Here is a 25,379-nt window from a genome sequence, read left to right as displayed (position 1 = left end):
ATAAATAGGCAAAAAAATCAGCCCAAGGCACGCATGGCGACATCGACGGCCGAGGTCAGCCGCTCTTCGTCATGCACGATCTTCCCGAGAACTCGCAGGCCCTGTGTCATGCACAGCAGAAAGTCACCCACTGCTTTCTCATTCAGCCCCGGATTGAAGACCCCTTCCGCTTGTCCGCGAATAACGGCTGCAGCGAGCAAGGTTGATATCCGCCGCATGATCGACTCTATCCGCAACGCTACCTCGGGATCGCTGGGGATCATCTCTAATGCAGTATTCGTGATGAAACAGCCCGGTATGCCGGTCAAGGCCGACACCACCCGTGTATGGTGAAGCAACGCTTCACGCAAAGCCTCGTGAGGCGGAAGACCCGAATTCAGCCGCTCGGACAACCTGGCTATAGCACCCTCGGCGTAGTAATCCAGCGCCGCCAATAGCATGCCCCGTTTGTCGCCGAAAGCGCCGTAAAGACTACCGCGCAGAAGACCCGTTGCCTCGGTAAGATCGTCCAGCGAGGTCGAGTGATAACCGCGCTCCCAGAACACAAGGCCGGCGGCCTCGGATACGGAGGCCACGTCAAACTCACGCGGTCTGCCGCGCTGCATGGCCGAAGCCGATTTTTTCGGACTGGAATAGGAACTCATGTCCAGAGTTTATGACTACGCAGTCAACAAATCAAGCACGGTTTTCCTGAGTTGCTCAAGGCGGTCAGCACGGAGCCACGAGGTTTTGATAACCTCTGCCGGTCCTTGACGCCTGATATTGTTTTCGTCACGCATGGCCTTCGCCACCACCTGCTCCTTGAACCACGCAACCATGAATCTCCGACACCTGCAGGCCTTTGTCGTCCTCGCGGAAGAACTCAACTTCAGCCGCGCGGCGGAGCGGCTGCACGTCGCGCAACCCGCGCTGAGTCAGCAGATCCGCGCACTCGAAGCACGCATGGGCACACAGTTGGTCGACCGCGGCAGCCGGCCGCTAAGGCTCACGGAGGCGGGCAGCTATTTGTGTATTGAGGCGCGCCAGATTCTTGCTTCCTTCGATCAGGCCGCGATTGGTACCCGGGAGATCGGCTTGGGCATGCGAGGCTGGCTGGGTATCGGCTTCACTCGTTCGGCCATGTACAGCGTGTTGCCGCCTGCGCTGAAGTCGTTTCATCGGGATTACCCCAAGGTCGAGTTGAAGCTCTTCGAAATGCTCACTGAAGAGCAAGCCGATGCACTGCATGAAACGCGCATTCACATCGGCATCGGGCGGCAGGTTCCTCCCATAGCGGGATGCACTACGTTGCCCCTGCTGCGCGAACGCGTGATGGTCGTGCTTCCGCCGGACCACCCGCTTGCGGTCGAAAAGAAAGTACGGATCACGCAGCTTGCCGACACGCCTCTCGTGCTTTACCCAAAGCACTCGAATGCACAGTTCTCACATTTTGTTGAATCGCTTTATCGCAATGCCGGCATTACGCCGCATATCGCGCATCGGGCTTACGAGATCCAGACGGCTATTGCACTGGTTGCAGCGGGGTTGGGCGTGACGTTCGTGGGTGAATCGGTCGCGCGGCATGGACGCTCCGACGTAGTGTATCGGCGCCTGAGCGGTCCGCTGGCGTCGCAGACCACGACGCTTGCGGCAAGCTTTCGCAGCGATGACAGCTCGCCCCATCTGCGCGCCTTTCTTACCAGTTTGTCGCCAACAGGGAAAGACTTGCCGCCAAATTCGCCTGAACTATAAGAAAATTATTATAAAAGGATAAAAACACAGTCTTGGACGTCCGGCACGGCGGTTCGTACCATGACATATCGAATCAATGGGGTCACAGGGCGCGCCGATGCCGATTTCGACCTTGTTCATGACATGTGCAAATCAAGTGCAAGCGGCATGCATCGCGCGAGATCGCCGGACGCCGGAATAATGATTTTCGGATAACGCCCGTTTGCCACCGGTTTTCAACCGGCCGCGCGTCGTTGCCTCCTTGCTTATAGGTTCTTGTCGCGCTTTGGTTGGCACCCGTCGAGTCTGTTAGCAATGCTCAGCAATCGTCGAACCACGCAGAGGCACTTCAAACGGCCTTCAGACGCTGTACCGGCGGTATTGGCTGCGTCGTAAGCGCGCCCGAAGACTCGCGGCAGGGCTCCTGAATTTGGCCGAGGCGCCTCGTAGTCACAAGCAAACCGCAACGACGTCCGACCCTACGGGCGCTCTACAGCAGGAGACATTTGATGATCGATCCGATCGAAAGCACGACCATGCGCCGCGTCTACGGCCGCCTCATGCCGTTGCTCTTCGCCATGATGTTCTTCAACTATCTCGACCGGATAAACATCGGCTTTGCCGCGCTCGACATGAACAAGCAGCTCGGCTTCAGCCCAGGCGTGTTCGGCTTTGCCGGCAGCATTTTTTTCTTCGGCTACATGCTCCTTGAAGTGCCCAGCAACCTGCTGCTCCATCGCGTTGGCGCGCGGCGCTGGATTGCCCGCATCCTGCTGACGTGGGGCGCGGTTGCCGCTGCAACCGCTTTCGTGTTCAACGAGTACAGCTTCTACGTGTTGCGTTTCCTCCTGGGCGTGATGGAGGCCGGGTTTCTTCCCGGCGTAGCCGTGTATCTGACGAAGTGGTTTCCACAGCGTTATCGCGCGCGGGCGGTCGGGGGTTACATCATCGCGGGCTCGTTCTCCGCCGTGCTTGGTGGCCCGATATCGACGGCGCTCATGACCTACGCGAATGGGCCGCTAGGCCTGCAGGGATGGCAGTGGATGTTCATCATGGAAGGGGTTCCGGCCATGCTCCTTGGGCTCCTGACGTTGCGCCTGATGACCGAGCGCCCGGCCGACGCCGATTGGCTGACCGACGCGCAAAAGCAGTGGCTCGAGTCCACGCTCGCGAAAGAACGCGAGGCCTTGGGCGCCGACAAACATTTTCCGATGCTGCGCGTAGCCAGCGACATCCGCGTATGGAGCCTCGCGTGCTTGTTCGGCTGTGCGCTCGTGGGTGTGTACGGCTTGTTCCTGTGGCTGCCGCAGATCGTCAAGAGCCTCGGTAACCTGAGCAACCTGGAGGTGGGTTTCCTGTCCGCCGCCCCGCCGCTGCTCGGTGTCCTCGGCACGCTGGTGATCAGCCGCAGTTCCGACCGGACCGGCGACCGGAAGAAGCATCTCGCGTTCGTGTACGGAATGAGCGCGCTCGCTATTGCAGGCAGCGCCTATGCGCCGAATCCGGTGATCGCCTATGTGCTCCTGTGCGTGACCGGGCTGTTCATCTATGCCGGCAACCCGCTGTTCTGGAGCCTCGCCTCTTCGTTCAGGACCGGCGCTGCCGGCGCCGCGACCATCGCGCTCATCAATACCGTCGCTCAGTTTGGCGGACTCGTCGGCCCCTGGAGCATTGGACTCGTACGCGCCGCCACGGGAAACTTCAAGTTCGCGCTACTGACTATTGCGGCTTTCCTGGTGGTGGCAACCATCATCGCGCTGGTCATGCGGGTCGCGCCTCCGGAAGAAGAGATTGACGCACTGCCGAGCGGTGAATCCCGTGCCGGCCACCTTCACTGAAATTCGCCTTAAATTTCGATCTGGAACCTCGCAATGATCATCGACTGCCATGGTCACTACACGACCTCCCCGCGCGAACATGAAGCCTGGCGCGCCGCCCAGATAGCCGCGCTCAAAGACGGTACTTCTCCCCCGCCACGTCCTGTCATTACGGACGAGCAGATCCGCGAGAGCATTGAATCAGGGCAATTGCGCATCCAGCGAGAGCGCGGCACGGATCTCACGATTTTTTCTCCACGGGCTGCGGGCATGGGTCATCACCTGGCCGGCGCCGACGCCAATGCGCACTGGTCGCAGGAAAGCAACGACCTGATTTATCGTGTCTGCCAGATGTTTCCGCGCAACTTCGTGGGAGTCTGCCAGTTGCCGCAAGCGGCCGGAGTAGCGCCTGAGAACTGTATTCCCGAGTTGCGACGCTGTGTCGAGCAGCTTGGTTTCATTGGCTGCAATCTCAACCCGGATCCATCGGGCGGTTACTGGACCGGGCCGCCGCTGACGGACCGCTCGTGGTACCCGCTCTACGAAACAATGGTCGAACTGGACGTGCCGGCCATGATCCACGTGTCGTCGTCCTGCAACCCCAACTTCCATGCGACCGGCGCGCATTACATCAACGGCGATACCTCGGCGTTCATGCAATTGCTCACGGCGGACTTGTTCGCCGACTTCCCCGACTTGCGGTTCATCATTCCCCATGGCGGCGGCGCCGTTCCTTATCACTGGGGACGATATCGCGGGCTCGCCCAGGACATGAAACGGCCGCTGCTCAAGGACTATTTGCTCAAGAACGTGTTCTTCGATACCTGCGTGTACCACCAGCCCGGCACCGACCTGCTGGCAAAGGTGATCCCGGTCGAGAACATCCTGTTTGCATCGGAGACGATCGGTGCGGTCCAGGGTATTGACCCCGAGACAGGTCACTACTACGACGATACCCGTCGTTATATAGACGCTATCCCCTGGCTCACGCCGGCCGATCGCCAGCGGATCTATGAAGGTAACGCGCGTGCCGTGTACGGGCGTTTATCAGACCAGCTTGATAAGCAATTTAATCATCAGCTTTCCTAAAGGAGATGAACTTGACGAATCCACCCGGATGGCGCCGTCATGCGTCAGCACCACAAGTCAGCCCGGACACATTGGAAGCACTGCGCGGTCTCGCCGTCTCCCTGCTCAGTGACAACATGGCGCGTGTCAGCGGCACGATCGGGCTCATTCCGTATCATCGTCCCAAGCCCATGGCAGGGACAGCGGTGACCGTGCGCACCCGTCCCGGCGACAACCTCGCCATTCATCGTGCATTCGATTTTTGCCGCCCCGGCGACGTGCTCGTGATCGACGGCGGCGGTGATATTACGCAAGCGCTGATGGGCGAAATCATGGCGACCTACGCTGAAAGCCTCGGCGTGCAGGGGTTGGTCATCGACGGCGCAATCCGCGACGTGGGCGCCATTCGCCAGCACGACTTCCCGGTCTATGCGCGTGCGGCTACGCATCGCGGCCCTTATAAGAATGGCCCCGGCGAAGTCAACGTGCCGGTCACCGTCGGCGGCATGGTGGTGCAGCCGGGTGACATTATCGTAGGCGATGAAGACGGTGTCCTGGCGATAGCGCCAGCGGACGTGGCGGCGGTCATCGAAGGAGCGAGACGGCAGGCGGACAAGGAAGCGGCCGCGTTACGTTCCATTGCCGAGGGCCGCTTTGATCGTGAATGGATCGGTCCGCAAGAGACGAAGATGATGGGTGGCTAAAAGAGCCTTGTTTCATTGCGGCAGCGCCTGCGGCGGGAGAGTCTGGAGAAACTCAGCGACATAGCTTTTCCAGACTTCGGGATGATCGATCGTCTCGTTCCCGTAAGAGCGCTCGCTCTCCGGCATTTCGACAAAACGCCCATGCGGCACGCGCGGTACAAGACGCTGCATGATGCCCAGGTCGGTCGGGTTCATCAGGTCATCAGAGAAATTGACGGCGAAGAGCGGTGCCTTGATTGCCCCAAGGCCCGCTTCGGGATCGTAGTCCCACGACGACTCGAACCAGTACATCACGTCGTTGGCATCGTATTGGCGACCGCTGTAGACGGCGGCGTCGTAGGACCATCTCGAGGTACCCGGCGTAGGCGATAACGCCTGCATGCGTGCGGGATTCTTCGTGATCAGCGTAAAGACGGGCATGGCGCGCAACCATTGAATCGGCTGGCGCAAATAGTTACCGTCGTTCCAGTCAGGGTCGCGCCGGATGGCGTCGATAATCATCTGCCGCCAGAACCCGTTGCGTCCGGTGAGCGCCACCGGCTGGCTTGCAATAGGCATGAGGCCGTCCATCATGTCCGGATAGCGTTCGCCCCATAACCACGTCTGCATGCCGCCCATCGAGGTACCGAGCACAAGCCGCACATGGTCAATGCCGAGTCCTAGCGTGACGAGCAGGTACTGCGCGTGGACGACATCGTTGTATCCGTACTCAGGGAACTCCGTGCGCAGCCCGTCGCTGGGTTTGCTCGATCCGCCCCGTCCGAGGCCATCCGGAATGATGATGAAATAACGGCTGGCATCGAGTGGCTGACCGGGCCCGAACAGTTCCTGGCGCATGGCAGCAGTAAGGAAAGCGCGGCCCGTGCCGGTTGTGCCGTGGAGCAGCAAGATAACGTTGGTGAAGTGTCCGTTGCCATCGCAGTGAGGCACGCCGAGGGTGACGTAATGGAGCTTGACCTGGGGCAGCGACGAGCCGTCTTCGAAGTGAAAGCCGGTGGCAATGAAGTCGCCGGATTGCTCGTATAACGGTGCCTGTTGCGCGGCGGCAGGGGGAACAAAACACACCAGGGCAAGCGCGAGCAGGAGGGAGCGCATGGTCTCCTCGCTAGTTGAGGTCTAAGCTTTTAGTTTAGGCCGATCCTTGCCGGCTCATGCGTATTTCTATATCCCGATGCGACCGGACACAAACACGAACCCTTACGCGCGCCCCGCTCCGTTACGCAGTCGCCGCAACGTCTCCGATGGTAATTCGCCGAACTGCTCGCGATAGTCGTTGGAGAAATGGCCAAAGTGCCAGAAGCCCCAACGGGTCGCCGCGTCGGTGACCGAGCCGGCATGCAGCAGATCCTTGCGGACACGATCAAGCCGGACCGCACGCAGGTACGAGGCCGGATTCGTGCCGAGGATTTCATCGAATGCGTACTGGACCGTGCGCCGGCTGACGCCGAGCCGCAAGCATAGATCAGCGACCGATAGCGGGCAATCCGCCGACGCTTCCACCAGTTCGCGCACGGCGCCAACCAGTTTCCAGTTGCGTGACGGTCCGGTACGCGTGTCGGTATCACTCACATCGAGTAGCAAGTCAGATAACCCCACGATCACCGACCGCTCAAAAGTCGCGCACGCGGTCGCGTCGGCGAGCGTCGATGGCGTGGACGTGACCGTATCCAGCAGACCCGCCAGCATGCTCCTGAACGCTTGCAACCGGGCGGGATCGGCATTGAGCACCCCCGGCTGATTGCCGAGCGCTTGCTGGACGTTGTCCATAGCCAGGCGAAGCAGCGGGTCCGACAGTTCCAGCGGTGCTATCTCCAGATTCACGACCACGTGCTTGTCGGGCGATAAAAACTCGAACCCTCCGGGCCCCGAGAAGACATGCAGCCCATCGAGATGACTCACCTGGCCGCACAACAACGCGTGACCTTCGAGCTGGAACGGAATGCCCACAGCGATCCGCGAAACATCCACGCATCCGCGCTGGTACACCGTCCGGTTCATGCGTTCAACCAGAATACGCACCGCGCCCGCATGCACGGAGCTGACCGAGCCGTCGAAAGCGCCCCGCGAGATCTGGCAGTAGGTCTGGTTCCAGCTTTCGAGCAGCCGGGCCTGCTCGTCAATGCTCCGGCAGCAATGGATATCGACGGCCGGACGCACAAGTTGGACCGCTTGCATAAAAACTCCTTGGCGGACGGTACGCGTCAAAAAAGTGTAAACGACCAAAATCCCTGTCGATCATTCTGGCGTTCGCCGAGCGCCACGGCAAGCGCCCTGCGTGCGCGCGCCCATCGCTGAAAACCCTGTCCAGCGGGCCCTCGAACCTCCGCACGACACCGTTTGTAGTTTTTTTCCGATCTATCTCGCCCCTTTGCCAATTTTGGATAGTGCGTAAATTGTGTCGCGCCTAGCCTAAATAAAGGATAAACAACGAGAGGTCAGGAATGGGCAAATCCGAGTCTGTTGGCGGAAAACTCGCGGGCAAGATCGCGATCGTGTCGGGCGGGGCCACCGGTTGCGGCGGTGCGGCCTCCGTGCTGTTCGCCAAGGAGGGAGCGCAGGTCGCCATCGTCGATATCAACGCAGACGCCGGCACGCAGGTCGCGGCACAAATTCGCGAGAACGGCGGCGTGGCGGAGTTCTTCAAGGCGAATGTCGCGAAGACCGATCAGGTAGAAACCGCCGTGGCGCGGATCGCCGAGCGCTTCGGCACGATCGACGTGCTGTTCAATCACGCGGGCAGCATCGTCGTCAAACCCTTCCTCGATACCACCGACGAGGACTATCAGTGGCTCATGGACGTCAACGTCAAGAGCATGTTCACGATGACCCGCGCCGTGCTGCCGCACATGCTTGGGGCGGGCGGCGGCTCGATTGTCTGCACGGCGTCGATCTCGTCGACAGCGGCCACCCCGCTCGAAGTGCTGTATTGCACGACCAAGGGCGCGTGCGCGATGTTCGCGCGGGCGATTGCCGTGGAGTATCGCGAGCGTGGGATTCGTTGCAACGCGGTGTGTCCAGGTTTCATCGATACCCCGCACGGGCAGCGTGAAATCGCCGCGCTCGCGCAATACGGTTTCGATGCAAGCGAAGCAGCGCTGTCGCTTCAGCAAGGCCGTCTTTGTGCGCCCGAGGAAGTGGCCAAGGCGGCGCTTTTTCTCGCCAGTGACGACGCCAGCTTCATCAACGGCGCGCATCTCTACGTCGATAACTGCTTTACCGCCGCTTAAGTTCACAGCTGGTTTGCAGCTCCAATCCAACGTCCACCAGAAGCTTCAGCCATAAGGATCGACCACCATGGACATCAATACGGCAGTTCCGCCGCCAGAGAGCGCGGATAGCGACGTTTCATTGCTGCACAAGATGGGCTATGCACAGGAGCTCTCGCGCCGCATGGGCGCGTTCTCCAACTTCGCCGTATCGTTCTCTCTCATCTGCATCCTGTCCGGCGGAATCACCTCGTTCCAACTTGGTCTCAGCGCGGCCGGCGGTGCATCGATCGGACTGGGCTGGCCGCTCGGGTCCGTCTTCGCCTTGGTGGTTGCCGCCGCGATGGCGCAGATCGCCTCGTCTTATCCGACGGCCGGTGGCCTGTATCACTGGAGTTCGATCCTGGGCGGCAAGACCTGGGGCTGGCTCACCGCCTGGTTCAATTTGCTGGGACTCGTGTTCGTCGTTGCAGCCATCAACTTCGGTACCTGGGACCCGTTCTTTCGCACCCTGATCGCCCCGATGTTCGGTGTCAAGCCCGAGTCGCTCGGCTGGTGGCATCAGACCATATTTCTTACGTTGATTACTGCGTCGCAAGCTTTCCTGAATCACCGGGGTATCCGGATCGCCAGCAAGATCACCGACGTGTCCGGCTACCTCATCTTCGTCGTCACGGTGATCCTGGTTGCGTCGCTGGTGATCTATTCCCCGGTCAAGGTGGACTTCTCGCGACTCTGGACCTTCAAGAATTTCACGGGCGTGGACGGCGGACAATGGCCCGCGCAAACCATGGCGATGGCGTTCCTTTCAGGGCTGCTGCTGACCGCCTATACGATCACCGGTTTCGATGCCTCCGCGCACACGTCCGAGGAGACTCACGATGCTGCGCGCAACGTGCCGCGCGGGATCGTCAAGTCCGTGTTGTGGTCGACCTTGTTCGGGTACGTGCTGGTCTGCTCGTTCGTTCTCGTGATGCCGGACATTGGCGCAGCGATCAAGCAAGGCACCGGATTTTTTGAAGCCATCCTTGCGCCGATTCCCGGACCGCTGCGGATCGTGATCGAGTTGCTGCTGTTCTTCATCAACTACGTATGCGGGCTTGCCGCGGTGACATCGACATCGCGAATGATGTTTGCGTTTGCACGCGACGGCGGCCTGCCCGGGTCGAAGTTCCTGCGCAAGGTCAATGCGCACCGCACGCCCGGCATTGCGATCTGGGTGTCGGCCGTGCTGGCCATTGTCATCACGTTATATGGCGATGCATTTTCGGTGTTGAGCGCAGGCAGCGCGGTTTTTCTGTTCATCTCCTACGCCATGCCGGTCGCCGCCGGGATCTTCGCCGAAGGCAAGACGTGGACTGAAAAAGGGCCTTTCCAGTTGGGAATGTGGTCGAAGCCGTTTGCTGTTGCGGCAGTGATCGGTGCGTTGATTCTTGCTTATGTCGGCATCCAGCCACCGAATGAAAAAGTGATTTATGTGATTGTCGGCTTGCTCGCGGTACTGATGCTGATCTGGTACGGCGCCGGTGTGCGCAAGAGTTTTGCCGGGCCGCCAGTAGGCAATCTGTCGAAGGAACGGCGGGAGAAAATTGTCGGGCTCGAAGCGCAGTTGGAAGAGAACGTGGAGTAGGTTTTCGCTCGCGCCGGTGAACGGATCAACGTTTTACCGGCGCGAAAAAATCACATCGTCCGCCGCCGTTCAAACGACGCTATAAACAAAGCGTTATCCGCGGCGCTCCCAACACTCACCCGTATGCAGCTTTCATAACCCGGTTCGCGCCACGGCTTCACAATCACTCCATCCTCCAGCATCCGGCCAGCGAGCCTGGCCGCGTCTTCCCCGCAATCGAAGAACAGGAAATTGGCCCGCGAACGCGCCGGATTCACGCCCAGCCCGATCAACGCAGCGCGCATCCATTCGCGGCCGGAGCGGGCATCTTTCACGCTGGCCGCGACATGCGCCTGATCGCCAAATGCAACGGCGGCTGCCTGCTGCGCAATCTGGTTGATATTGAATGGCGTACGCACGCGGTTCATCAGCCCAGCGAGTTCCGGCGCCGACGCCACCCCGTATCCCACCCGAAGTCCCGCCAATCCATACGCCTTTGAAAACGTGCGCAGCAACAACCACGGCAAGCCTGATTCACGCAGCACGGCGAGACTGTCCGGGTAACCGTCTTCATCGCAGGCGTATTCGAAATAGGCCTCGTCCCACAGCACCAGCGTCCCCGGCGACACTGCGCTCAACAGCCGGCGCATTTCATCCACATTCATTGCGCATCCGACCGGATTACCAGGATTGCTAATAATCAACATGCGCGTACGTGACGAAATGGTAGAAACCAATGCGTCGACATCGAATTCGAAGTCCGACCGCATGGGCACAGTGACCACCTTCGCACCCACGCTCTGCGGATAGATGATGTGCAAGCCAAACGATGGGATCACGGTGATCACTTCGTCGCCGGGTGCGAGGAACGTATGGGCCGCGATGGCGAGCAAGTCCTCGGAGCCGTTGCCGAACAACAACTGCTCGGGATCGACCGCAAGCCGTTCAGCAATCAGCGCGCGTAGCACGCTGCATGAAGGATCGGGATAAAGCGCGAGCGCGCCGGACGTTGTCGACTCTGCAAGATGCGCAATCACAGCTGCGCTGGCACCACGCGGATTTTCATTGCTGCCGAGCTTGGCGACATGCAAAACGCCATAACGCGCCCGGACGTATTCCCCCGACAACCCCGCGTTATACGCAGGCAAGCCCCGCACGTCCGCGCGCAAGCTTTCTATAAACGCAGTTACGCTCATTGAGTTCCTTGTTCGGCAGCGGGCAGCACCTTGCCGGGATTGAGAATGCCGTGAGGGTCGAGTGCATGCTTGATCGCGTGCATGCAAGCGAGTTCGGCGGGGCTACGCGAGTAGCCGAGGAACGGCCGTTTAAGCACACCAATGCCGTGTTCCGCCGATATCGAACCGCTGTAATCGCGAACCATGCCGTACAACGCACGATCGACCTCTTCCACCGTCACGCCGGGAATAGAACGGGCGTCGAGCGTGACATGCAGGTTCGAGTCGCCAATGTGGCCGAAGTACAAACCATAATGCGCCGGCCAGCGTGCAGCGAAGTCCTTGCGGCAGGCATCGACGAAATGACCGATCTCGCCGACGGGCAAGCTGACGTCGAAATTGATCGGCTCGATCTGCACCGGCAATTCAGCGGTCGCTTCGCGAATGGCCCACAGCGCCTGAGTCTCCGCCTGCGACTGTGCAACGACCGCATCCAGCACCACGCCCGCTTCAAGCTGCGCGTTAAGCGCCGCGGCAAACCGCTCGCCGTGGTCGTCGGAGAACCCGGCCTGTTCGATCAACGCATAGAGCGGATACGCCTGACCAAGCGGTGACTTGCGGGAGCGTGTCAGCCCGACACCAAAGTCGTAGAACTCCGGCCACATGATTTCGAACGCGCCGATTTCATCGCCGAAAGTGGCTTGCAGCGAGCGCAGCAACGCGACTGCATCGTCGTAATCATTCAGTGCGCACAACGCGGTGTTGCGTGCCGCGCGGCGCGGTTTCAAACGTAATACCGCACGCGTGACCACGCCAAGCGTTCCCTCCGAACCGATGAACAGGTTTCGAAGGTCGTAGCCCGTATTGTTCTTGACCATCTTGTTCATTGAACTGAGCACGCTGCCGTCGGCAAGTACGACTTCGAGTCCGAGCACCTGGTCCCGCGCCGTGCCGGACTGCAGCACGCGCACGCCGCCGGCGTTCGTGGCGAGGTTGCCGCCGATCTGACATGAGCCGCGCGCGCCGAGGTCAAGTGCAAATTCAAAACCCGCTTCCTGCGCGGCGTCCTGCACGGTTTGCAACGTGGTGCCGGCAAGCACCGTCATGGTCGCTGCCGCGCGATCAACCTCCTCGATGCCCACCAGTCGTTCGAGCGACACGCAAATATCGCCGCCGGAAGGAATGGCACCGCCCGCCAATCCGGTCATGCCACCCTGCGGGACAACGCTCTGACGGGCTTCGTTGCATAAGCGCAGCAGCGTTGCCACTTCGTCGGTTGAACGCGGCAGCACGACCGCCAACGGCGGCACCGGCGAGCGCCCGCTCCAGTCGCCGAGATAGCGCGGTTCGATGGCATCGCCGGACCGCACGGACCCGGCGCCCAGCGCATCGATCAGCTTTTGCACTATGCCGCTCATTGCGTTCTCAGCCATTTGCGCGCTTCTTTCTATAACCCATTGAATCGTTGATCCGCCCCAGGATGTAGTCGCCCGCAGCCACCGGTTCATACAGCGGCTGCATGCCCTCAAGCCCAAGATCGCGCGGGTCCACGCTCGCGCCATAAGTCGGGTCGTAGAAGGTCGCGATCGAATAACGTTCCTGGCCCGAGCGATTGATCACCCGATGCAGCGTTGATCGAAAGCGGTCGTTCGACCAGCGCGCAAGCAGGTCGCCGACGTTCACCACCAGCGTTCCGGGAATGGGTGGCGCGTCAATCCAGCTATCGGTTGCAAGCTCCTTCACCTGCAAACCACCCACGTTGTCCTGCCACAGCAGCGTGATGCATCCGTAGTCCGTATGCGGCGCCACGCCGAACTGATCCGCGTCCGACTTGGGCGCTTGGGGCGGGTAATAGACCATCTGCGTGCGCTGCATGCGCTTCGTGTATTTGCTCACGAAGAACGTTTCATCGATATCCAGGCTCACGGCCACCGCGCGCAACAGATCTGCACCGCATTCGCCGATCGCTTCGTAGTACCCATAAAGTGCCGGTCGCAACGATGGCATGAAGTCGGGCCAATTGTTCGGACCGCGCAGCGCTTCACCGGCGAGCACGCTTGGATCGTCTTCCGGCAACTCCAGTCCGATGCTGAAAAACTCCTTGTAGTCGGGTTTGGTGGCCTGATACATGACGGCATCGCCCAGCGCATTAAAACCCCGGTGCCGACGATTCACCGCGACACGCCGCTTCACCTCGGGCGGATACGCGAAGAATGCGCGCGCTGCTTTCACGGCGCTTTCGAGTACGTCGGTTGGCACGCCATGATTGCTGACATAGAAGAAGCCGATGCTCGTGCACGCGTCACGGATCGCGGCGGCGGCTTCACGCAAGCCAGCAGGATCCAATGCACGAACCGCCGCCAGATCGACGATAGGAATGTGAGAAGTCGAGGTCATCCAGGCACTCCGAAGTTTCATCGCCGTCTATACCGTGCGGGCTGATTGCGCTCCTGCACGTTGGCGACGGACATCATGCCGAACCGGCGCAAGGCGCACGGCCGGCCCAAAAACAGTATCACTGCGCCTCGGCGCGTGATGTTTTCGCGGGACGCGACACATCCGGCGATGCACTGCCGGGACTCGGCCGCAAGCGTCTGCAGATAAGCCACGAGCGCCCGCCGAAATCCAGATCAAGTCTCTGTATATACCGCCAATTCGCGGAACGCAACCCGGCGTTTTCGCGAAGTTAGTAAGCCTTGAAATAGTGCGGCCGGAAGTATTTTTGACACGCTTGGCAATGCAAATTGACGGTATATACTGAATCGCACCACAGCAGGTCGGCGCACCGGTTCGCACCTTTGCTCAAGCCGGGTGCACTTTTAACCAGGGGAGTTCAAGAATGAATTTTTTCTCGAAGTGGAAGGGTCGTCTGCTCGTGGCCGCGCTGGTCGCGACAGCGGTTTCGGCGCACGCGGAAGACCAGTTGGCGAAGGTCAAGAAGGCAGGCGAACTGGTCGTGGGAACCGAGATGCAGTTTGCACCGTTCGACTTCCTGGAAAACGGGCAGCAACAAGGTTTTAATAAGGACTTCTTTGCAGAATTATCCAAGGAGATGGGGGTGAAAGTACGCTCCATCGACCTTCCCTGGCCAAGCGTGCTGCCCGGCCTTGAAGCCGGCAAGTTCGATATTGTCAGCGGCCCGGTAACTATCACCAAGGCGCGCATGGAGCGTTACGAATTCACCCTGCCGATTGCCGACGGTACGGTTGCGTTGCTCAAACGTGCCAATGACACGAGTATCAAAACCAACGCCGACGTGGCTGGCAAGACGGTTGGCGGCGGCAAGGCGACCGCGCAACTCGACCAGTTGAAGCAGTACGTTGCCACGCTGCCGGGCAAGACGAGCGTGCGTGAATACATCGACAACAATCAGGCCTATGCGGACCTCGCCGCTGGCCGGATTGTTGCCGTGGGCAATTCGTTGCCGAATATCGCGTACGTAGCGCGTCAGCGTCCGGATACCTTCGCGGTTGTGCAGCCGCCGTTCGGCACGAAGGTGTATTTCGCTTATCTCGGCCGCAAGGACGCGGACAGCAAGCCGCTTCTTGACGCGATCAATCAGGCAATCGTCAAGATGCACGGCGATGGCCGTCTTGCGGCGCTGCAGAAGAAGTGGTTCGGCGTCACCATGGACACGCCCACCACCATGCCTTCGCCTAACTATTGAACGTGTTGTACTGCCGAATCAGCGGATCATTGATGCCCTGCAAGGCGCCTTAGCGCCTTGCTCTTTGCCGGACAGCCCATGTTCAGCCTTCACGCGTTGCTCGATGCCCTTCCGTACCTGATCAAGGCCGCGCAAGCCACGGTCCTGATTTCACTCGTCGGGCTGGTGGCTGGTTTCATTATTGCGATCGCCGTGTGCAGCGCAAGACTCTCGAAGAACCTCTTCATCTCGAAGCTGGGCGGCGCGTATGTCGGCTTCTTTCGTGGCGTGCCCTTGCTCGTGCAGCTTCTGCTTACTTACTATTTCCTGCCCTTCATCGGCATCAACGTGCCGCCGCTCGTCGCCGCCGCTGCCGCCGTTTCGCTATGCGAAGCCGCTTATCTCGCCGAGATCCTGCGGGGTGGATTTATCGGCATTCCGCATGGGCAACTCGAAGCGGCGCAGTTGCTAGGCCTGTCGCGACTGCATGCCGTGCTGCGCATTCAAGTGCCTCAGGCGCTGCGCACGACGATGCCCTCGCTCGTCAACGAGATGGTCATGCTCGTGAAAGCGTCGTCGCTGATTTCAGTGGTGGGTGTCGCCGATATCACACGCACCGCGCAGAATATTGCTGCCAGCACGTATCGGCCGCTGGAGGCGTATGTGGCGGCCGGGCTGGTGTACCTGGTCATCAACGGGGCGTTGTCGCTGGCCGGGCATCGCGCAGAACGCCGCATGGAACGGGCTTAAGCCAAGCGCAAATATGTCCATTCAATTCGATCCCACGGTTCTGACCGACTCCCTGCCCGCTCTCGCCGAGGGGTTTGCAACGACTATTGGCGTGTGGATCGGCGGCGTGTTGATCGGCATGGCGATCGGTTTCGCCGTCGCGTTGCTGCAGATCTTCTGCGGCAAATGGGTGCGCGGATTCTTGCGTGCTTACATAGAAGTGTTCCGGGGCACACCGTTTCTCGTGCAGCTTTTCGTGCTGTATTACGGTGGGCCTTCACTGGGGCTTTCGCTTGAACCACTAACGGCCGGCATTGTTGGATTGGGGCTTTATGGCAGCGCGTATTTCGCGGAAGCATTCCGCTCCGGCTTTACGTCGGTGCCACGCGGTCACATAGAAGCAGCCGAGTGCCTCGGCTTCACGCGGCTGCAAGTCATCATGCGCGTTCAGTTGCCTCAGATGCTCGTCATCATCGTGCCGGCGCTGACCAACCTGATCATTGTGTTGAGCAAGGAAACCGCGGTGCTGTCGGTCGTCACGGTGCCGGAGCTGACGTTCGTGCTGACCGGTATCGGGTCGGAGCGGTTTGCGTTCGTCGAGACCCTGCTCGCGCTGTGCGTGTGTTATCTCGTGCTCGTCGAAGTGGCGTCGCGAGCCGGACAGTGGGTCGAGATCCGCGTAGGCCGTTTCCTCACGCGGTGACGCGCGTTGCGTCCCATCAAACTGAGCTGATCATGAAGAAACCCAATTCTGGCAACACGCTGACGTCCGCCGAATATCTTGTCGATGCACGGCATGTCGGCAAGCATTTCGGCGCGCTGAAAGTGCTCGATGATGTCTCGCTCGCTGTGAGAAAGTCGGAGGTGACTTGCATCATCGGGCCGTCGGGTTCGGGGAAAAGCACCCTCCTGCGTTCGCTCGCGTTCCTCGAGGAATACAGCGAAGGCGAGATCTATATCGAGGGCGAATTGATCGGCTATGTCACCGATCGCAGCGGCCGCCGTGTGCGGGCGCCGCAAGCCGAAATCAACCGCGTGCGGCGCAACGTGGGCATGGTGTTCCAACAGTTCAACTTGTGGCCCCATATGACGGCCGTGGAAAACGTGGCCGAAGCGCTGGTGCGGGTGCGCAAGCTCCCCAAGGCCGAGGCTCGCAAGCGGGCGCTGGCCATGCTCGACAAGGTCGGTCTCGCCGACCGTGCGGACAATCATCCGGCGCGGCTCTCCGGCGGGCAGCAGCAACGTGTGGCCATTGCCCGCGCACTGGCGATGGAACCGCACATCATGCTGTTCGACGAACCCACGTCCGCGCTCGACCCCGAGCTGGTCGGCGAAGTGCTGCAAGTGATGAAGAACCTTGCAAACGATGGCATGACGATGGTGATCGTCACGCACGAAATGGGCTTTGCGGCGCAAGTCGCGGACACGGTCGTCTTCATCGATCATGGCAAAATCGAGGCACACGGGTCCCCCGAGGACGTGTTCCACAACGCGCGGCAGCCGAGGCTTAAACAGTTTCTGCAAAACTATCTCGACCGGAACGCGTTCTGGGCACGACGTGAGGAACCGTCGGCGAGTACGGTCCAACCGAGCACCGAATCAGCGGGACATAACGAAGCTGAGAACCAAACCTGAGCTATAAGTAAGCTATAGATAAGCCAGACCTGAGCGAGACATGAATACAACCAGCCTTTCGAATCCGGCATCCGCCACCGCGCCGCTCGCGCGCTACGAGCGTGTGAAGGAACATATCCGCACGCGCATCCTCTCCGGCGAATGGCGGCCCGGCGACCGGATTCCATCGGAGATGACCCTGGTCGGTGAGTTGGGCGTGTCGCGCATGACGATCAATCGCGCGTTGCGTGAACTGACGGAGCAAGGCGTGCTGACGCGCTTCTCAGGCGTGGGGACGTTTATCGCGGAAGAAAAACCGCAGTCCACGTTGCTGATGATCGCGCACATAGGCGATGAAATTCGCGCGCGCGGCCACGAGTACAGCTATGCGATCGTGCATGCCGCGCGAGAGGCAGCGGCCAGTGATGTATCGGCAGCACTCGGACTCGTGCCGGGCGCATCGGTCTTTCATGTGGTGTGCGTGCATCGCGAGAACGGCGTGCCGGTTCAGCTTGAGGACCGTTATGTGAACCCCGATGTCGCGCCGCATTTCCTCGAGCAGGACTTCGCCGCGGTGCGGCCCTCGGAGTATCTGTTCAATACCGTGCCGGCACACGAGGTCGAGCACGTGGTTGACGCGGTGTTGCCCTCGCGTGCGGATGCGAAACTGCTTGAGATCGGTCCGGACCAGCCGTGCCTCACGCTCGTGCGGCGGACCTGGGCGAATAATGTTGCCGTGACGTTTGCGCGCTTCGTGCACCCGGGAACGCGGTATCGGCTGGGATGCAGGTTCAGCGCCGACAACATGCAGCGGCAGAGCTGATCGCCGCTGCTGTCACCTGCGTTCAAGCGGTGAAGTTGAAGCCTCCCCTTCGGATGCGAAATGCAGCGGGCAGAATGCGGCAATCACTCCGCTTGTTACCTGCTTCGCCACGGCCACTATGTCTGTCACAACGCAGTGATCGAGCGCATAATGTTCGACATCCGAACGAATCGATTGCATGACGGGTTGAAGACGCGGGCTGGTTTGATGCGGTGCGCGCAGATCGACGCCTTTCGCGCAATGTTGATTTTTTGCGGCTCCGAACAGGAGCAAGCCAGTAATAAACCACAGCCCCTGTGACTGTCTATACCACGCCATCAACTCAGCGCCCTCCGCTCAACGCCGTAGCCGCTGCCGCAGTTCTTGTCTCCACGCCCAGTTTCTCGAAGATGTGCTCAAGGTGTTTGTTGACAGTCCGCGGTTTCATCCCAAGAATCTCGCTGATGTCGCGATTCGTCTTGCCTCGCGACAACCACAGCAACACCTCCGCCTCGCGCTGCGTCAGCCCAAAACGCAGCGCCAGATCTGCCGTATCGCGCCCATCGGCATGCTCCTCGAAAACCACGATCCAGGTGCCGCGATTCGCCGCACCGGCAATGCGTGCGACCAGCCGTTCACCGCCGGGCAGGATCTCAACGGTTTGCGCCCGGTCCTCGTCCGGGGCGGCGGAATAATCCAGCAGCCAGCTCGTCAACGCTCCCGGCAGCCTCGTCAACGGACTAGCCGCAACCCCCACGTCGCCGTCGTCACCATAGAAATGCGCGAGCCTTTGCGGCGCAAGCGCGCTATGCCAGTGGACTTCACCCTGAGCCGTCGCAATCACAGCCGCCCGCGAGTTCAGTTCAAGCACGATATCCGCGTGGCGCTGACTCGCTGCCCGGCGCACATGGGCCGCAATCCGCGCGACCACTTCGTCGGGACGAATCGGCTTCGTCACATAGTCGATACCGCCGACCCTGAACCCCTGCACCACATGCTGCGTGTCGGCCAGCGCGGTCATGAAGATCACCGGAATGTGCTTGTAGAGATCATTACGCTTGATCTGCTCGCAAGTCTCGAAGCCATCCATCCCGGGCATGATGGCATCGAGCAGGATCACGTCGGGCGTAAGACGCGCGATACGCTCAAGCGCCGAAGCACCATCCAGCGCCACCAGCACCGCATAACCCGCCGCCACGAGCGCGCTGGACAGCATGGCGAGATTGTCCGGTGTGTCATCGACAATCAGTACTACGGGGCGTCCCAGCGGAATATCAGGCTGCATCGGGTGTCGCTGCATCAGGTAGGGCTCCGTCGACCGCGCGTAACTGCCGGTCAAGGTCGTCAAGCATGAAACGGCGTGCCGATTCGCGCAGCGGCGCGAGGGTATCGGCGAGGTCAGGATGGTTCTGCCCGGCTTCATCAAGCTGCGCGACGAAACCCTCCATGTACCCGAGTTCGAGGAAGCGGCGAAGCTCGAGCGCAAGCGCCGCAGGCAGCGGCAATGCGGTTTGCGACGACGCGGCGGTATCGTCAACCGGCCCCGTCGCCTCGGTCAGCCATTCGATATCGAGCAAGGCGGCGACCTTGTCGAGCAGAAGCGGCAAGTGCAGCGGTTTGGCAAGGTAACCATCACAACCGGCCGCCGCGCCCTTCTCCAGATCGCCCGCGAACGCATTGGCCGACAGGATCAGGATGGGCGCTTCGCTCAGCCGATGCTCACGAATCAGCTTGCTGACTTCGAAGCCGTCCATCGACGGCATGGCAACGTCCATCACGATCAGGTCGACGTTATGGGTTGCAAGAAGTTGCAGCGCCTGCGGTCCGCTATTCGCCTCGATCATGGTGAAGCCGAGCGGTTCGAGCACGCTGGTGACAATGCGGCGCTGGTCTGTGAGGTCATCGGCGACCAGGATGGAGCGGCGTGACCCCGGATATCCCAGCACGTCGCGAGGCCGCGTGACGAGCACACGCGGGTCACGCACTTCGGGCAGGAACAGTTGCAAGACGAAGCGCGTGCCGGACCCGACCCGGCTCTGCACGTCCAGCCGTCCGCCCATCATTTCTGTGAGCAAGCGGCAAATGGTCAGTCCAAGGCCAGTGCCATGATCGTTGTGGCGCGCCGCCTCGCCGCGCTCGAAGGGCAGGAAGATCGCTTCGAGTTGCTCGTCAGGAATACCCGATCCGGTGTCTTCAATCTCGAAGGTCGCCAGGCCCCACGCATGACTTGTCCGCAACCTGACCGAACCATGCGACGTGAAGCGGACCGCGTTGCCCAGCAAGTTGATCAGGATCTGACGCACGCGTTTTTCATCGGCACGAACGACCTCCGGGATGCGGCCGCTGGTCTCCAGATGGAACGCCAGGCCCTTCTCCGCCGCCTGCGGTTCCATCATTGCGCCGAGTTGGGTCAACAGGTCGGGCAGCGCCACTTCGGAGACATCAAGCTGTAGCTTGCCGGCTTCTATCCGCGCGACGTCGAGCAGGCCGTCGACGAGCGCAAGCAGATGTTCCCCGCTGCGATAGATGGTCGCGAGCGCATCGCGTTGGGGTGCATCGACAGCACCGGAGCCGCGCAGCAGCAACTGCGCATAACCCAGGATACTGTTGAGTGGCGTGCGCAACTCGTGGCTCAGGCCAGTCACGTAGCGGCTCTTGGCGCGATTGGCGGCATCCGCGGCGGCGCTGGCTTGTTGCAGGCGGGCATCGGTCAGCCGGTGCGCCTCGATCTCCTGCATCAGCAGCAAGGTCTGCCGTTTCGATTCCTCCTGCGTCACCGCGCGGCTCTCTTTCGCGAGCACGAGCCACCAGACGCCGATGCAACCCACCAGCGCCAGCGCGAAGAACGCCTTGAGATACCCGCGCAGCAGCGTGTCCAGCGCGCTCTCGTTGCTGGTGGCAAGCGTCAGCGCGGTCTGGCTGTACGAGAGGTAAAGCATCGCGCCAAGCAACGACAGCGTGACGGACAGGTAGATCAGGTAACGTCCGACCCGCAACGTCTGCGACGTGGGTTCCAGGGTCGGAAACGCGCGTTTGAGAGCGACCGTCAATTGCGAAGAGAAGCGCGCGTGAGGCTTGCAGGTGTCGCCGCAACGTGAATCGAGCGAGCAGCACAACGAACAGATAGCGCCCGCATAGGCCGGGCATGACGCCATGTCTTCGCGCTCAAACTGGTTCTCGCAGATCACGCAACGCAACACCGACCCCGCTTCGAGATCCGCGCTGCCACGGGCGAGATAAAAGCGGCCACGGGTAGCGATCGCGATCAACGGCGCACAGATAAATGCAACCGCCAACGCGATGAACGGCGCCAGCGCTTGCGCAATTTCGCCTAAATAACCTGCTTGGGACAGCGCCGCTGCCACCGATGCCACCAGCATCGCGCCGATGCCGACCGGGTTGACGTCGTAGAGATGCGCGCGCTTGAACTCGACGTCCTTCGGGCTGTAACCCAGCGGCTTGTTGATCACGAGATCGCCGACGAGCGCGCCAATCCACGCGATCGCCACGTTCGAATACAACGCCAGCACCTTGCCGATTGCACCGAACACGCCAAGCTCGACCAGCATCAGGGCGATCAGCACGTTGAACACCAGCCAGACCACGCGGCCCGGATGACTGTGCGTGAGACGCGCGAAAAAATTCGACCATGCAAGCGAACCGGCATACGCGTTGGTCACGTTAATCTTGACCTGCGAGACGATCACGAAAAGCGTGGTGGCGGCCAGCGCAAAACCGGGGGAATCGAAGACATAGCGGAACGCGACCAGATACATTTGCGTGGGCTCGGTGGCCCGCGACGGATCGATCTGGTTCTGCAGCGCGAGGAACATCAGGAACGCGCCACCGAGCATTTTCAGCGCGCCCGGCACGATCCATCCGGGACCGGCGGCGAGCATCGCACACCACCAGCGCACCCGGTTCTTCGCTGTGCGCGGCGGCAGGAAACGCAGGAAGTCGACCTGCTCGCCGATCTGCACCACCAGCGCAAAAATCACCGTGCAGGCCGCGCCGAACGGCATCAGGCCGAATTCCCGGCCGCCTTGCGCGTAGCCCGCGAAGGTCGCCCAGTCGGAGAACAGATGGGGCTCGCGGATCAGGATGGCGATATACGGGGCGACCAGCAGCACGATCCACACGGGCTGCGTCCAGCTCTGCAAACGGTTGATCAGCGTAATGCCGAACGTCACGAACGGCACGATCGCGAACGCGCTGATGAGATACGCGACCGCGATCGGCATGTGGAAATACATTTCCAGCGCGAGCGACATGATGGCCGCTTCGAGCGCGAAGAAAATAAAGGTAAAGCCCGCATAAATCAACGACGTGACCGTCGAGCCGAGATAACCAAACCCCGCGCCACGCGTCAGCAGGTCCATGTCGACACCGCAATTCGCTGCGTAGTAGCTGATGGGCAAGCCGGTCAGGAAGATCAGCACGGACGTCACCACGATCGCCCACACCGTATTGGCGAAGCCGTAATTCAGCGCAAGCGAGCCGCCGATCGCTTCCAGCGCGAGGAACGAGATCGCGCCCAACGCCGTGTTCGCGACCCGGAATTCGCTCCACTTTCGAAACGATCGGGGCGTAAAGCGCAGCGCGTAGTCCTCGAGGGTTTCGTCGGCGACCCAGGCGTTGTAGTCGCGCCGGATCTTGACGATGCGCTGGGTGCCGAGCGCGGGCGCGGCGGCAGGGGAATCGGATGGATGCATGACTCTCGCGGGTACCGGTCGGGCGGAATGGGCATGAAAGCGGCACTGGGCCACGCGGCGATGAGGCGTTGAACCCCACATTGCACGCGTCGTGTCGTGAGGTCTCGTCATGAGTCTAGCGAGCCATAAATACGCGCGCTGTACGTCAAAAGACGTATTTCGGTGCGCGTATCGGCCACTTAACTTCTGCCCCATGCCAGCGCAACGTCAGCGCGCCGGAACAAGCCCACGCCGCCTACCACGAGCCTCCAAGGAGAATGTCCCATGCCTTTTGACGACCAGCACGACGCACCCGATGCAGCCAGTCCATCCGACAGCCGGGAGATGATCTCCCAGCGCCGCCGCAAACTGCTGCTCGGGCTTGCCGCCGCGCCTGCGCTTGCCGCGCCCGCTTTCGCCTTAAGCCAGTCGATGTCGACTGCCCAGGTGAACACGACCAAGCTCGCCGTCACCGATACCGAAGTCACCGTCGGCCAGCTCCATTCCGCCACGGGCACCATGGCGATCTCCGAGACCGGCTCGATACAGGCCGAGCGTCTCGCGATCGACCAGATCAACGCAGCGGGCGGCGTGCTGGGCCGCAAGATCAAGATCATCCAGGAAGATGGCGCGTCCGACTGGCCGACCTTTGCAGAGAAGTCGAAGAAGCTGCTGGAGAACGATCACGTTGCGTGCGTGTTCGGCTGCTGGACCTCGGCGTCGCGAAAGGCTGTACTGCCGATCTTCGAGCGCGACAACGGACTGCTGTATTACCCGACCTTCTACGAAGGGCTTGAACAGTCGAAGAACGTTTTCTATACCGGCCAGGAAGCGACCCAGCAAATTCTGTGGGGACTTAACTGGGCATCGGAGACGAAAAAAGCTAAATCGTTTTTCCTGATCGGATCGGATTACATCTGGCCGCGTACGTCGAACAAGATCGCCCGCAAACATATTGAGGACCACCTGCACCTCAAGGTGGTCGGTGAAGAGTATTACCCGCTCGGACAGACGAATTTCAACTCGCTCATCAACAAGATCAAGATCGCCAAGCCCGATTGCATCTACGCAATCATCGTCGGCGGATCGAACGTCGCGTTCTACAAACAATTGAAAGCGGCCGGCATTACCGCCGACAAACAATTCCTGCTGACCATCTCGGTGACCGAGGACGAAGTGCTCGGCATCGGCGGGGAAAACTTTGCCGGCTTCTATTCGGCAATGAAGTATTTCGAGTCGCTCGACAACGCGAACAACAAGGCCTTTGTGGCCGCGTTCAAGGCGAAGTACGGACCCAAGTCCGTGATCGGCGACGTTACGCAGGCGGCCTATCTCGGGCCGTGGTTATGGAAGGCCGGGTGTGAAAAAGCCGGCAGTTTCGATGTCGACAAGGTCGTGGCTGCGTCCCCCGGCATCGAGTTGAAAACAGCGCCCGAAGGCTACGTGAAGATCCACCCGAACCATCACTTGTGGAGCCGCACGCGCATTGGCATGGCGCAAGCCGATGGGCAGTTCAAGGTGGTCGCGGAGTCGCCCGATCTGATCGAGCCGAATCCGTTCCCGGAGGGTTATCAGTAAGTAATCCTTCAGTCGTTAGTCGTCTGTGTGGCGCACGAACGTGTGCGCCGCACAGACCAGGTTGATACCAAGGAATCCGCCATGTCGGCCACCGATATTCTGAACATTACGCTGATGCAGGGCTTCGCCGGCCTGAGCCTCTTTAGCGTGTTGCTGTTGATGGGGCTCGGCCTCGCGGTGATTTTCGGTCAGATGGGCGTCATCAACATGGCGCACGGCGAGTTCATGACGATCGGTGCGTACACGGTCTACGTGTTCTCGAAGTGGGCCGAGTCGATGGGCGTCGTCGCCACCAATACGTTCCTGCCACTTGCCATTGTGGCTGCGTTCGCGATTGCATTCGTGTTTGGGTGGATCGTGGAATGGTTGCTGATCCGCCACTTGTACCGGAGGCAGTTGGACACCCTGCTCGCGACCTGGGGCCTGAGCCTCGCGATGCAGCAGATGTTCCGCTCGACCTTCGGCCCGAAGGAAGTCAGTCCAACGCTGCCCGACTGGCTGATGGGATCGTGGTCGCCCGCGCCGGGTCTCGACATCCCGATCAACGGCCTGTTCGTGATGTGCCTCGCCATCGTGCTCACGGCTGGCGTGCTGGCAGCCATGTATCGCTCGCGCTGGGGCCTGCGAGTGCGTGCCACCGTCAATAACCGGACGATGGCCAACGCCGCCGGCATCGATACCAGGCGTACTGACCGGCTCACGTTCGCGATCGGCTGCGGCATGGCCGGTGTTGCCGGCGCGGCGTTCACGACCATCGGCTCGACGGGTCCCACTAGCGGGTCGCTGTATATCGTCGACTCGTTCCTCGTTGTCACGTTTGGCGGTGCAGCCAGCTTGCTCGGCACAGTCGCCTCAGCCTTCGGCATTGCACAGACCCAATCCATCAGCGAGTTCTTTCTCTCTGGATCGTCGGCTCGTGTGGTTACGTTGCTCACCGTCGTGCTGATCCTGATGGCACGCCCGCAGGGACTCTTCGCTTCAAAGGTGCGGCGCGTCTGAGCGTACCGAACCTGCCCCCTCTTACCGGAGT

Annotated in this window: 22 protein-coding genes; 13 read left to right on the top strand and 9 right to left on the bottom strand. The window is 60.7% G+C overall.

Translation table 11 applies throughout. The features are described from left to right. Positions 1 to 17 precede the first annotated feature (17 nt). Both ACSQ83_RS18845 and ACSQ83_RS18840 read right to left on the bottom strand, forming a co-directional pair. Complete coding sequence (locus tag ACSQ83_RS18845; protein ID WP_414952945.1) at positions 18 to 644, bottom strand: TetR/AcrR family transcriptional regulator; 627 nt, start codon at positions 642 to 644, stop codon at positions 18 to 20. A 15-nt stretch (positions 645 to 659) separates the two neighbouring features. Continuing rightward, entirely contained in the window at positions 660 to 818 is a 159-nt protein-coding gene (locus ACSQ83_RS18840) for a hypothetical protein (RefSeq protein ID WP_414952946.1), read from the bottom strand. Between ACSQ83_RS18840 and ACSQ83_RS18835 the strand changes: the two genes are divergently transcribed. The 4 genes from ACSQ83_RS18835 to ACSQ83_RS18820 all read left to right on the top strand — a co-directional run bounded on the left by ACSQ83_RS18835 (position 817) and on the right by ACSQ83_RS18820 (position 5,299). After that, positions 817 to 1,731 (top strand): LysR family transcriptional regulator, encoded by a 915-nt coding sequence (locus ACSQ83_RS18835; protein ID WP_414952947.1) that lies wholly within the window; start codon positions 817 to 819, stop codon positions 1,729 to 1,731. The two genes, ACSQ83_RS18840 and ACSQ83_RS18835, sit on opposite strands and share 2 nt — an antisense overlap. Before the next feature lie 488 nt (positions 1,732 to 2,219). After that, entirely contained in the window at positions 2,220 to 3,548 is a 1,329-nt protein-coding gene (locus ACSQ83_RS18830; RefSeq protein ID WP_436229173.1) for an MFS transporter, read from the top strand. A gap of 33 nt (positions 3,549 to 3,581) precedes the next feature. Further along, on the top strand, positions 3,582 to 4,616 hold the full coding sequence (locus ACSQ83_RS18825) for an amidohydrolase family protein (RefSeq protein WP_436229172.1): 1,035 nt from the start codon (positions 3,582 to 3,584) through the stop codon (positions 4,614 to 4,616). Between the two features lie 11 nt (positions 4,617 to 4,627). Further along, positions 4,628 to 5,299: an RraA family protein gene (locus ACSQ83_RS18820; protein WP_414952950.1), complete on the top strand. Its 672-nt coding sequence runs from the start codon at positions 4,628 to 4,630 to the stop codon at positions 5,297 to 5,299. Between the two features lie 12 nt (positions 5,300 to 5,311). Here ACSQ83_RS18820 and ACSQ83_RS18815 read toward each other — a convergent pair whose 3' ends face one another. Then, complete coding sequence (locus ACSQ83_RS18815) at positions 5,312 to 6,394, bottom strand: alpha/beta fold hydrolase (protein WP_436229171.1); 1,083 nt, start codon at positions 6,392 to 6,394, stop codon at positions 5,312 to 5,314. A gap of 102 nt (positions 6,395 to 6,496) precedes the next feature. Then, positions 6,497 to 7,474: a helix-turn-helix domain-containing protein gene (locus ACSQ83_RS18810; protein ID WP_436229170.1), complete on the bottom strand. Its 978-nt coding sequence runs from the start codon at positions 7,472 to 7,474 to the stop codon at positions 6,497 to 6,499. 266 nt (positions 7,475 to 7,740) lie between these two features. On the opposite strand from ACSQ83_RS18810, the gene ACSQ83_RS18805 reads away from it, so the two are divergent. Together ACSQ83_RS18805 and ACSQ83_RS18800 are read left to right on the top strand one after the other, a co-directional pair. After that, positions 7,741 to 8,526 carry an SDR family NAD(P)-dependent oxidoreductase gene (locus ACSQ83_RS18805; protein ID WP_414952953.1) on the top strand — a complete coding sequence of 262 codons (786 nt, stop codon included), beginning with the start codon at positions 7,741 to 7,743 and terminating at the stop codon, positions 8,524 to 8,526. Between the two features lie 67 nt (positions 8,527 to 8,593). After that, positions 8,594 to 10,135: an amino acid permease gene (locus tag ACSQ83_RS18800; RefSeq protein ID WP_414952954.1), complete on the top strand. Its 1,542-nt coding sequence runs from the start codon at positions 8,594 to 8,596 to the stop codon at positions 10,133 to 10,135. A gap of 50 nt (positions 10,136 to 10,185) precedes the next feature. On the opposite strand, the gene ACSQ83_RS18795 is transcribed toward ACSQ83_RS18800, so the two are convergent. From ACSQ83_RS18795 to ACSQ83_RS18785, 3 genes are read right to left on the bottom strand one after another with little or no spacing between them, the layout of a single operon-like run. Next, positions 10,186 to 11,310, bottom strand: coding sequence for an aminotransferase class I/II-fold pyridoxal phosphate-dependent enzyme (locus ACSQ83_RS18795; RefSeq protein WP_414952955.1), 1,125 nt, complete (start codon positions 11,308 to 11,310; stop codon positions 10,186 to 10,188). Beyond that, positions 11,307 to 12,722, bottom strand: a complete 1,416-nt coding sequence (locus ACSQ83_RS18790; RefSeq protein WP_436229169.1) for an FAD-binding oxidoreductase — start codon at positions 12,720 to 12,722, stop codon at positions 11,307 to 11,309. Before ACSQ83_RS18790 ends, ACSQ83_RS18795 begins: the two co-directional genes overlap by 4 nt. Further along, positions 12,715 to 13,686 (bottom strand): isopenicillin N synthase family dioxygenase, encoded by a 972-nt coding sequence (locus ACSQ83_RS18785; protein WP_414952957.1) that lies wholly within the window; start codon positions 13,684 to 13,686, stop codon positions 12,715 to 12,717. The genes ACSQ83_RS18790 and ACSQ83_RS18785 overlap by 8 nt, the downstream gene beginning before the upstream one ends. A gap of 442 nt (positions 13,687 to 14,128) precedes the next feature. Between ACSQ83_RS18785 and ACSQ83_RS18780 the strand changes: the two genes are divergently transcribed. The 5 genes from ACSQ83_RS18780 (at position 14,129) to hutC (ending at position 18,101) form a co-directional block, all read left to right on the top strand. Beyond that, the gene (locus tag ACSQ83_RS18780; RefSeq protein WP_299703906.1) at positions 14,129 to 14,956 is read left to right on the top strand and encodes a transporter substrate-binding domain-containing protein; all 828 of its coding nucleotides are present in this window, start codon (positions 14,129 to 14,131) and stop codon (positions 14,954 to 14,956) included. 78 nt (positions 14,957 to 15,034) lie between these two features. Next, positions 15,035 to 15,685, top strand: a complete 651-nt coding sequence (locus ACSQ83_RS18775) for an amino acid ABC transporter permease (RefSeq protein ID WP_436229168.1) — start codon at positions 15,035 to 15,037, stop codon at positions 15,683 to 15,685. Positions 15,686 to 15,698: 13 nt separating this feature from the next. Further along, complete coding sequence (locus ACSQ83_RS18770; RefSeq protein ID WP_414952959.1) at positions 15,699 to 16,367, top strand: amino acid ABC transporter permease; 669 nt, start codon at positions 15,699 to 15,701, stop codon at positions 16,365 to 16,367. A 32-nt stretch (positions 16,368 to 16,399) separates the two neighbouring features. Continuing rightward, positions 16,400 to 17,299, top strand: coding sequence for an amino acid ABC transporter ATP-binding protein (locus tag ACSQ83_RS18765; RefSeq protein WP_436229167.1), 900 nt, complete (start codon positions 16,400 to 16,402; stop codon positions 17,297 to 17,299). 40 nt (positions 17,300 to 17,339) lie between these two features. After that, the gene (gene hutC, locus ACSQ83_RS18760; protein WP_414968996.1) at positions 17,340 to 18,101 is read left to right on the top strand and encodes a histidine utilization repressor; all 762 of its coding nucleotides are present in this window, start codon (positions 17,340 to 17,342) and stop codon (positions 18,099 to 18,101) included. Between the two features lie 322 nt (positions 18,102 to 18,423). Here hutC and ACSQ83_RS18755 read toward each other — a convergent pair whose 3' ends face one another. Both ACSQ83_RS18755 and ACSQ83_RS18750 read right to left on the bottom strand, forming a co-directional pair. Next, the gene (locus ACSQ83_RS18755) at positions 18,424 to 19,380 is read right to left on the bottom strand and encodes a response regulator (RefSeq protein WP_414952962.1); all 957 of its coding nucleotides are present in this window, start codon (positions 19,378 to 19,380) and stop codon (positions 18,424 to 18,426) included. Further along, positions 19,355 to 22,792, bottom strand: coding sequence for a hybrid sensor histidine kinase/response regulator (locus ACSQ83_RS18750; protein WP_436229166.1), 3,438 nt, complete (start codon positions 22,790 to 22,792; stop codon positions 19,355 to 19,357). The genes ACSQ83_RS18755 and ACSQ83_RS18750 overlap by 26 nt, the downstream gene beginning before the upstream one ends. A 264-nt stretch (positions 22,793 to 23,056) precedes the next feature. On the opposite strand from ACSQ83_RS18750, the gene urtA reads away from it, so the two are divergent. Together urtA and urtB are read left to right on the top strand one after the other, a co-directional pair. Next, positions 23,057 to 24,349, top strand: coding sequence for an urea ABC transporter substrate-binding protein (gene urtA / locus ACSQ83_RS18745; RefSeq protein ID WP_436229165.1), 1,293 nt, complete (start codon positions 23,057 to 23,059; stop codon positions 24,347 to 24,349). Between the two features lie 81 nt (positions 24,350 to 24,430). Continuing rightward, positions 24,431 to 25,348, top strand: a complete 918-nt coding sequence (gene urtB / locus ACSQ83_RS18740; protein WP_414968994.1) for an urea ABC transporter permease subunit UrtB — start codon at positions 24,431 to 24,433, stop codon at positions 25,346 to 25,348. Positions 25,349 to 25,379 lie beyond the last annotated feature (31 nt).

The sequence above is a fragment of the Caballeronia sp. LjRoot29 genome, from assembly GCF_964252755.1.
Lineage (GTDB): Bacteria > Pseudomonadota > Gammaproteobacteria > Burkholderiales > Burkholderiaceae > Caballeronia.
Note: the sequence above shows the minus strand (reverse complement) of the source record. Positions and strands in the feature narration are given on the sequence as shown.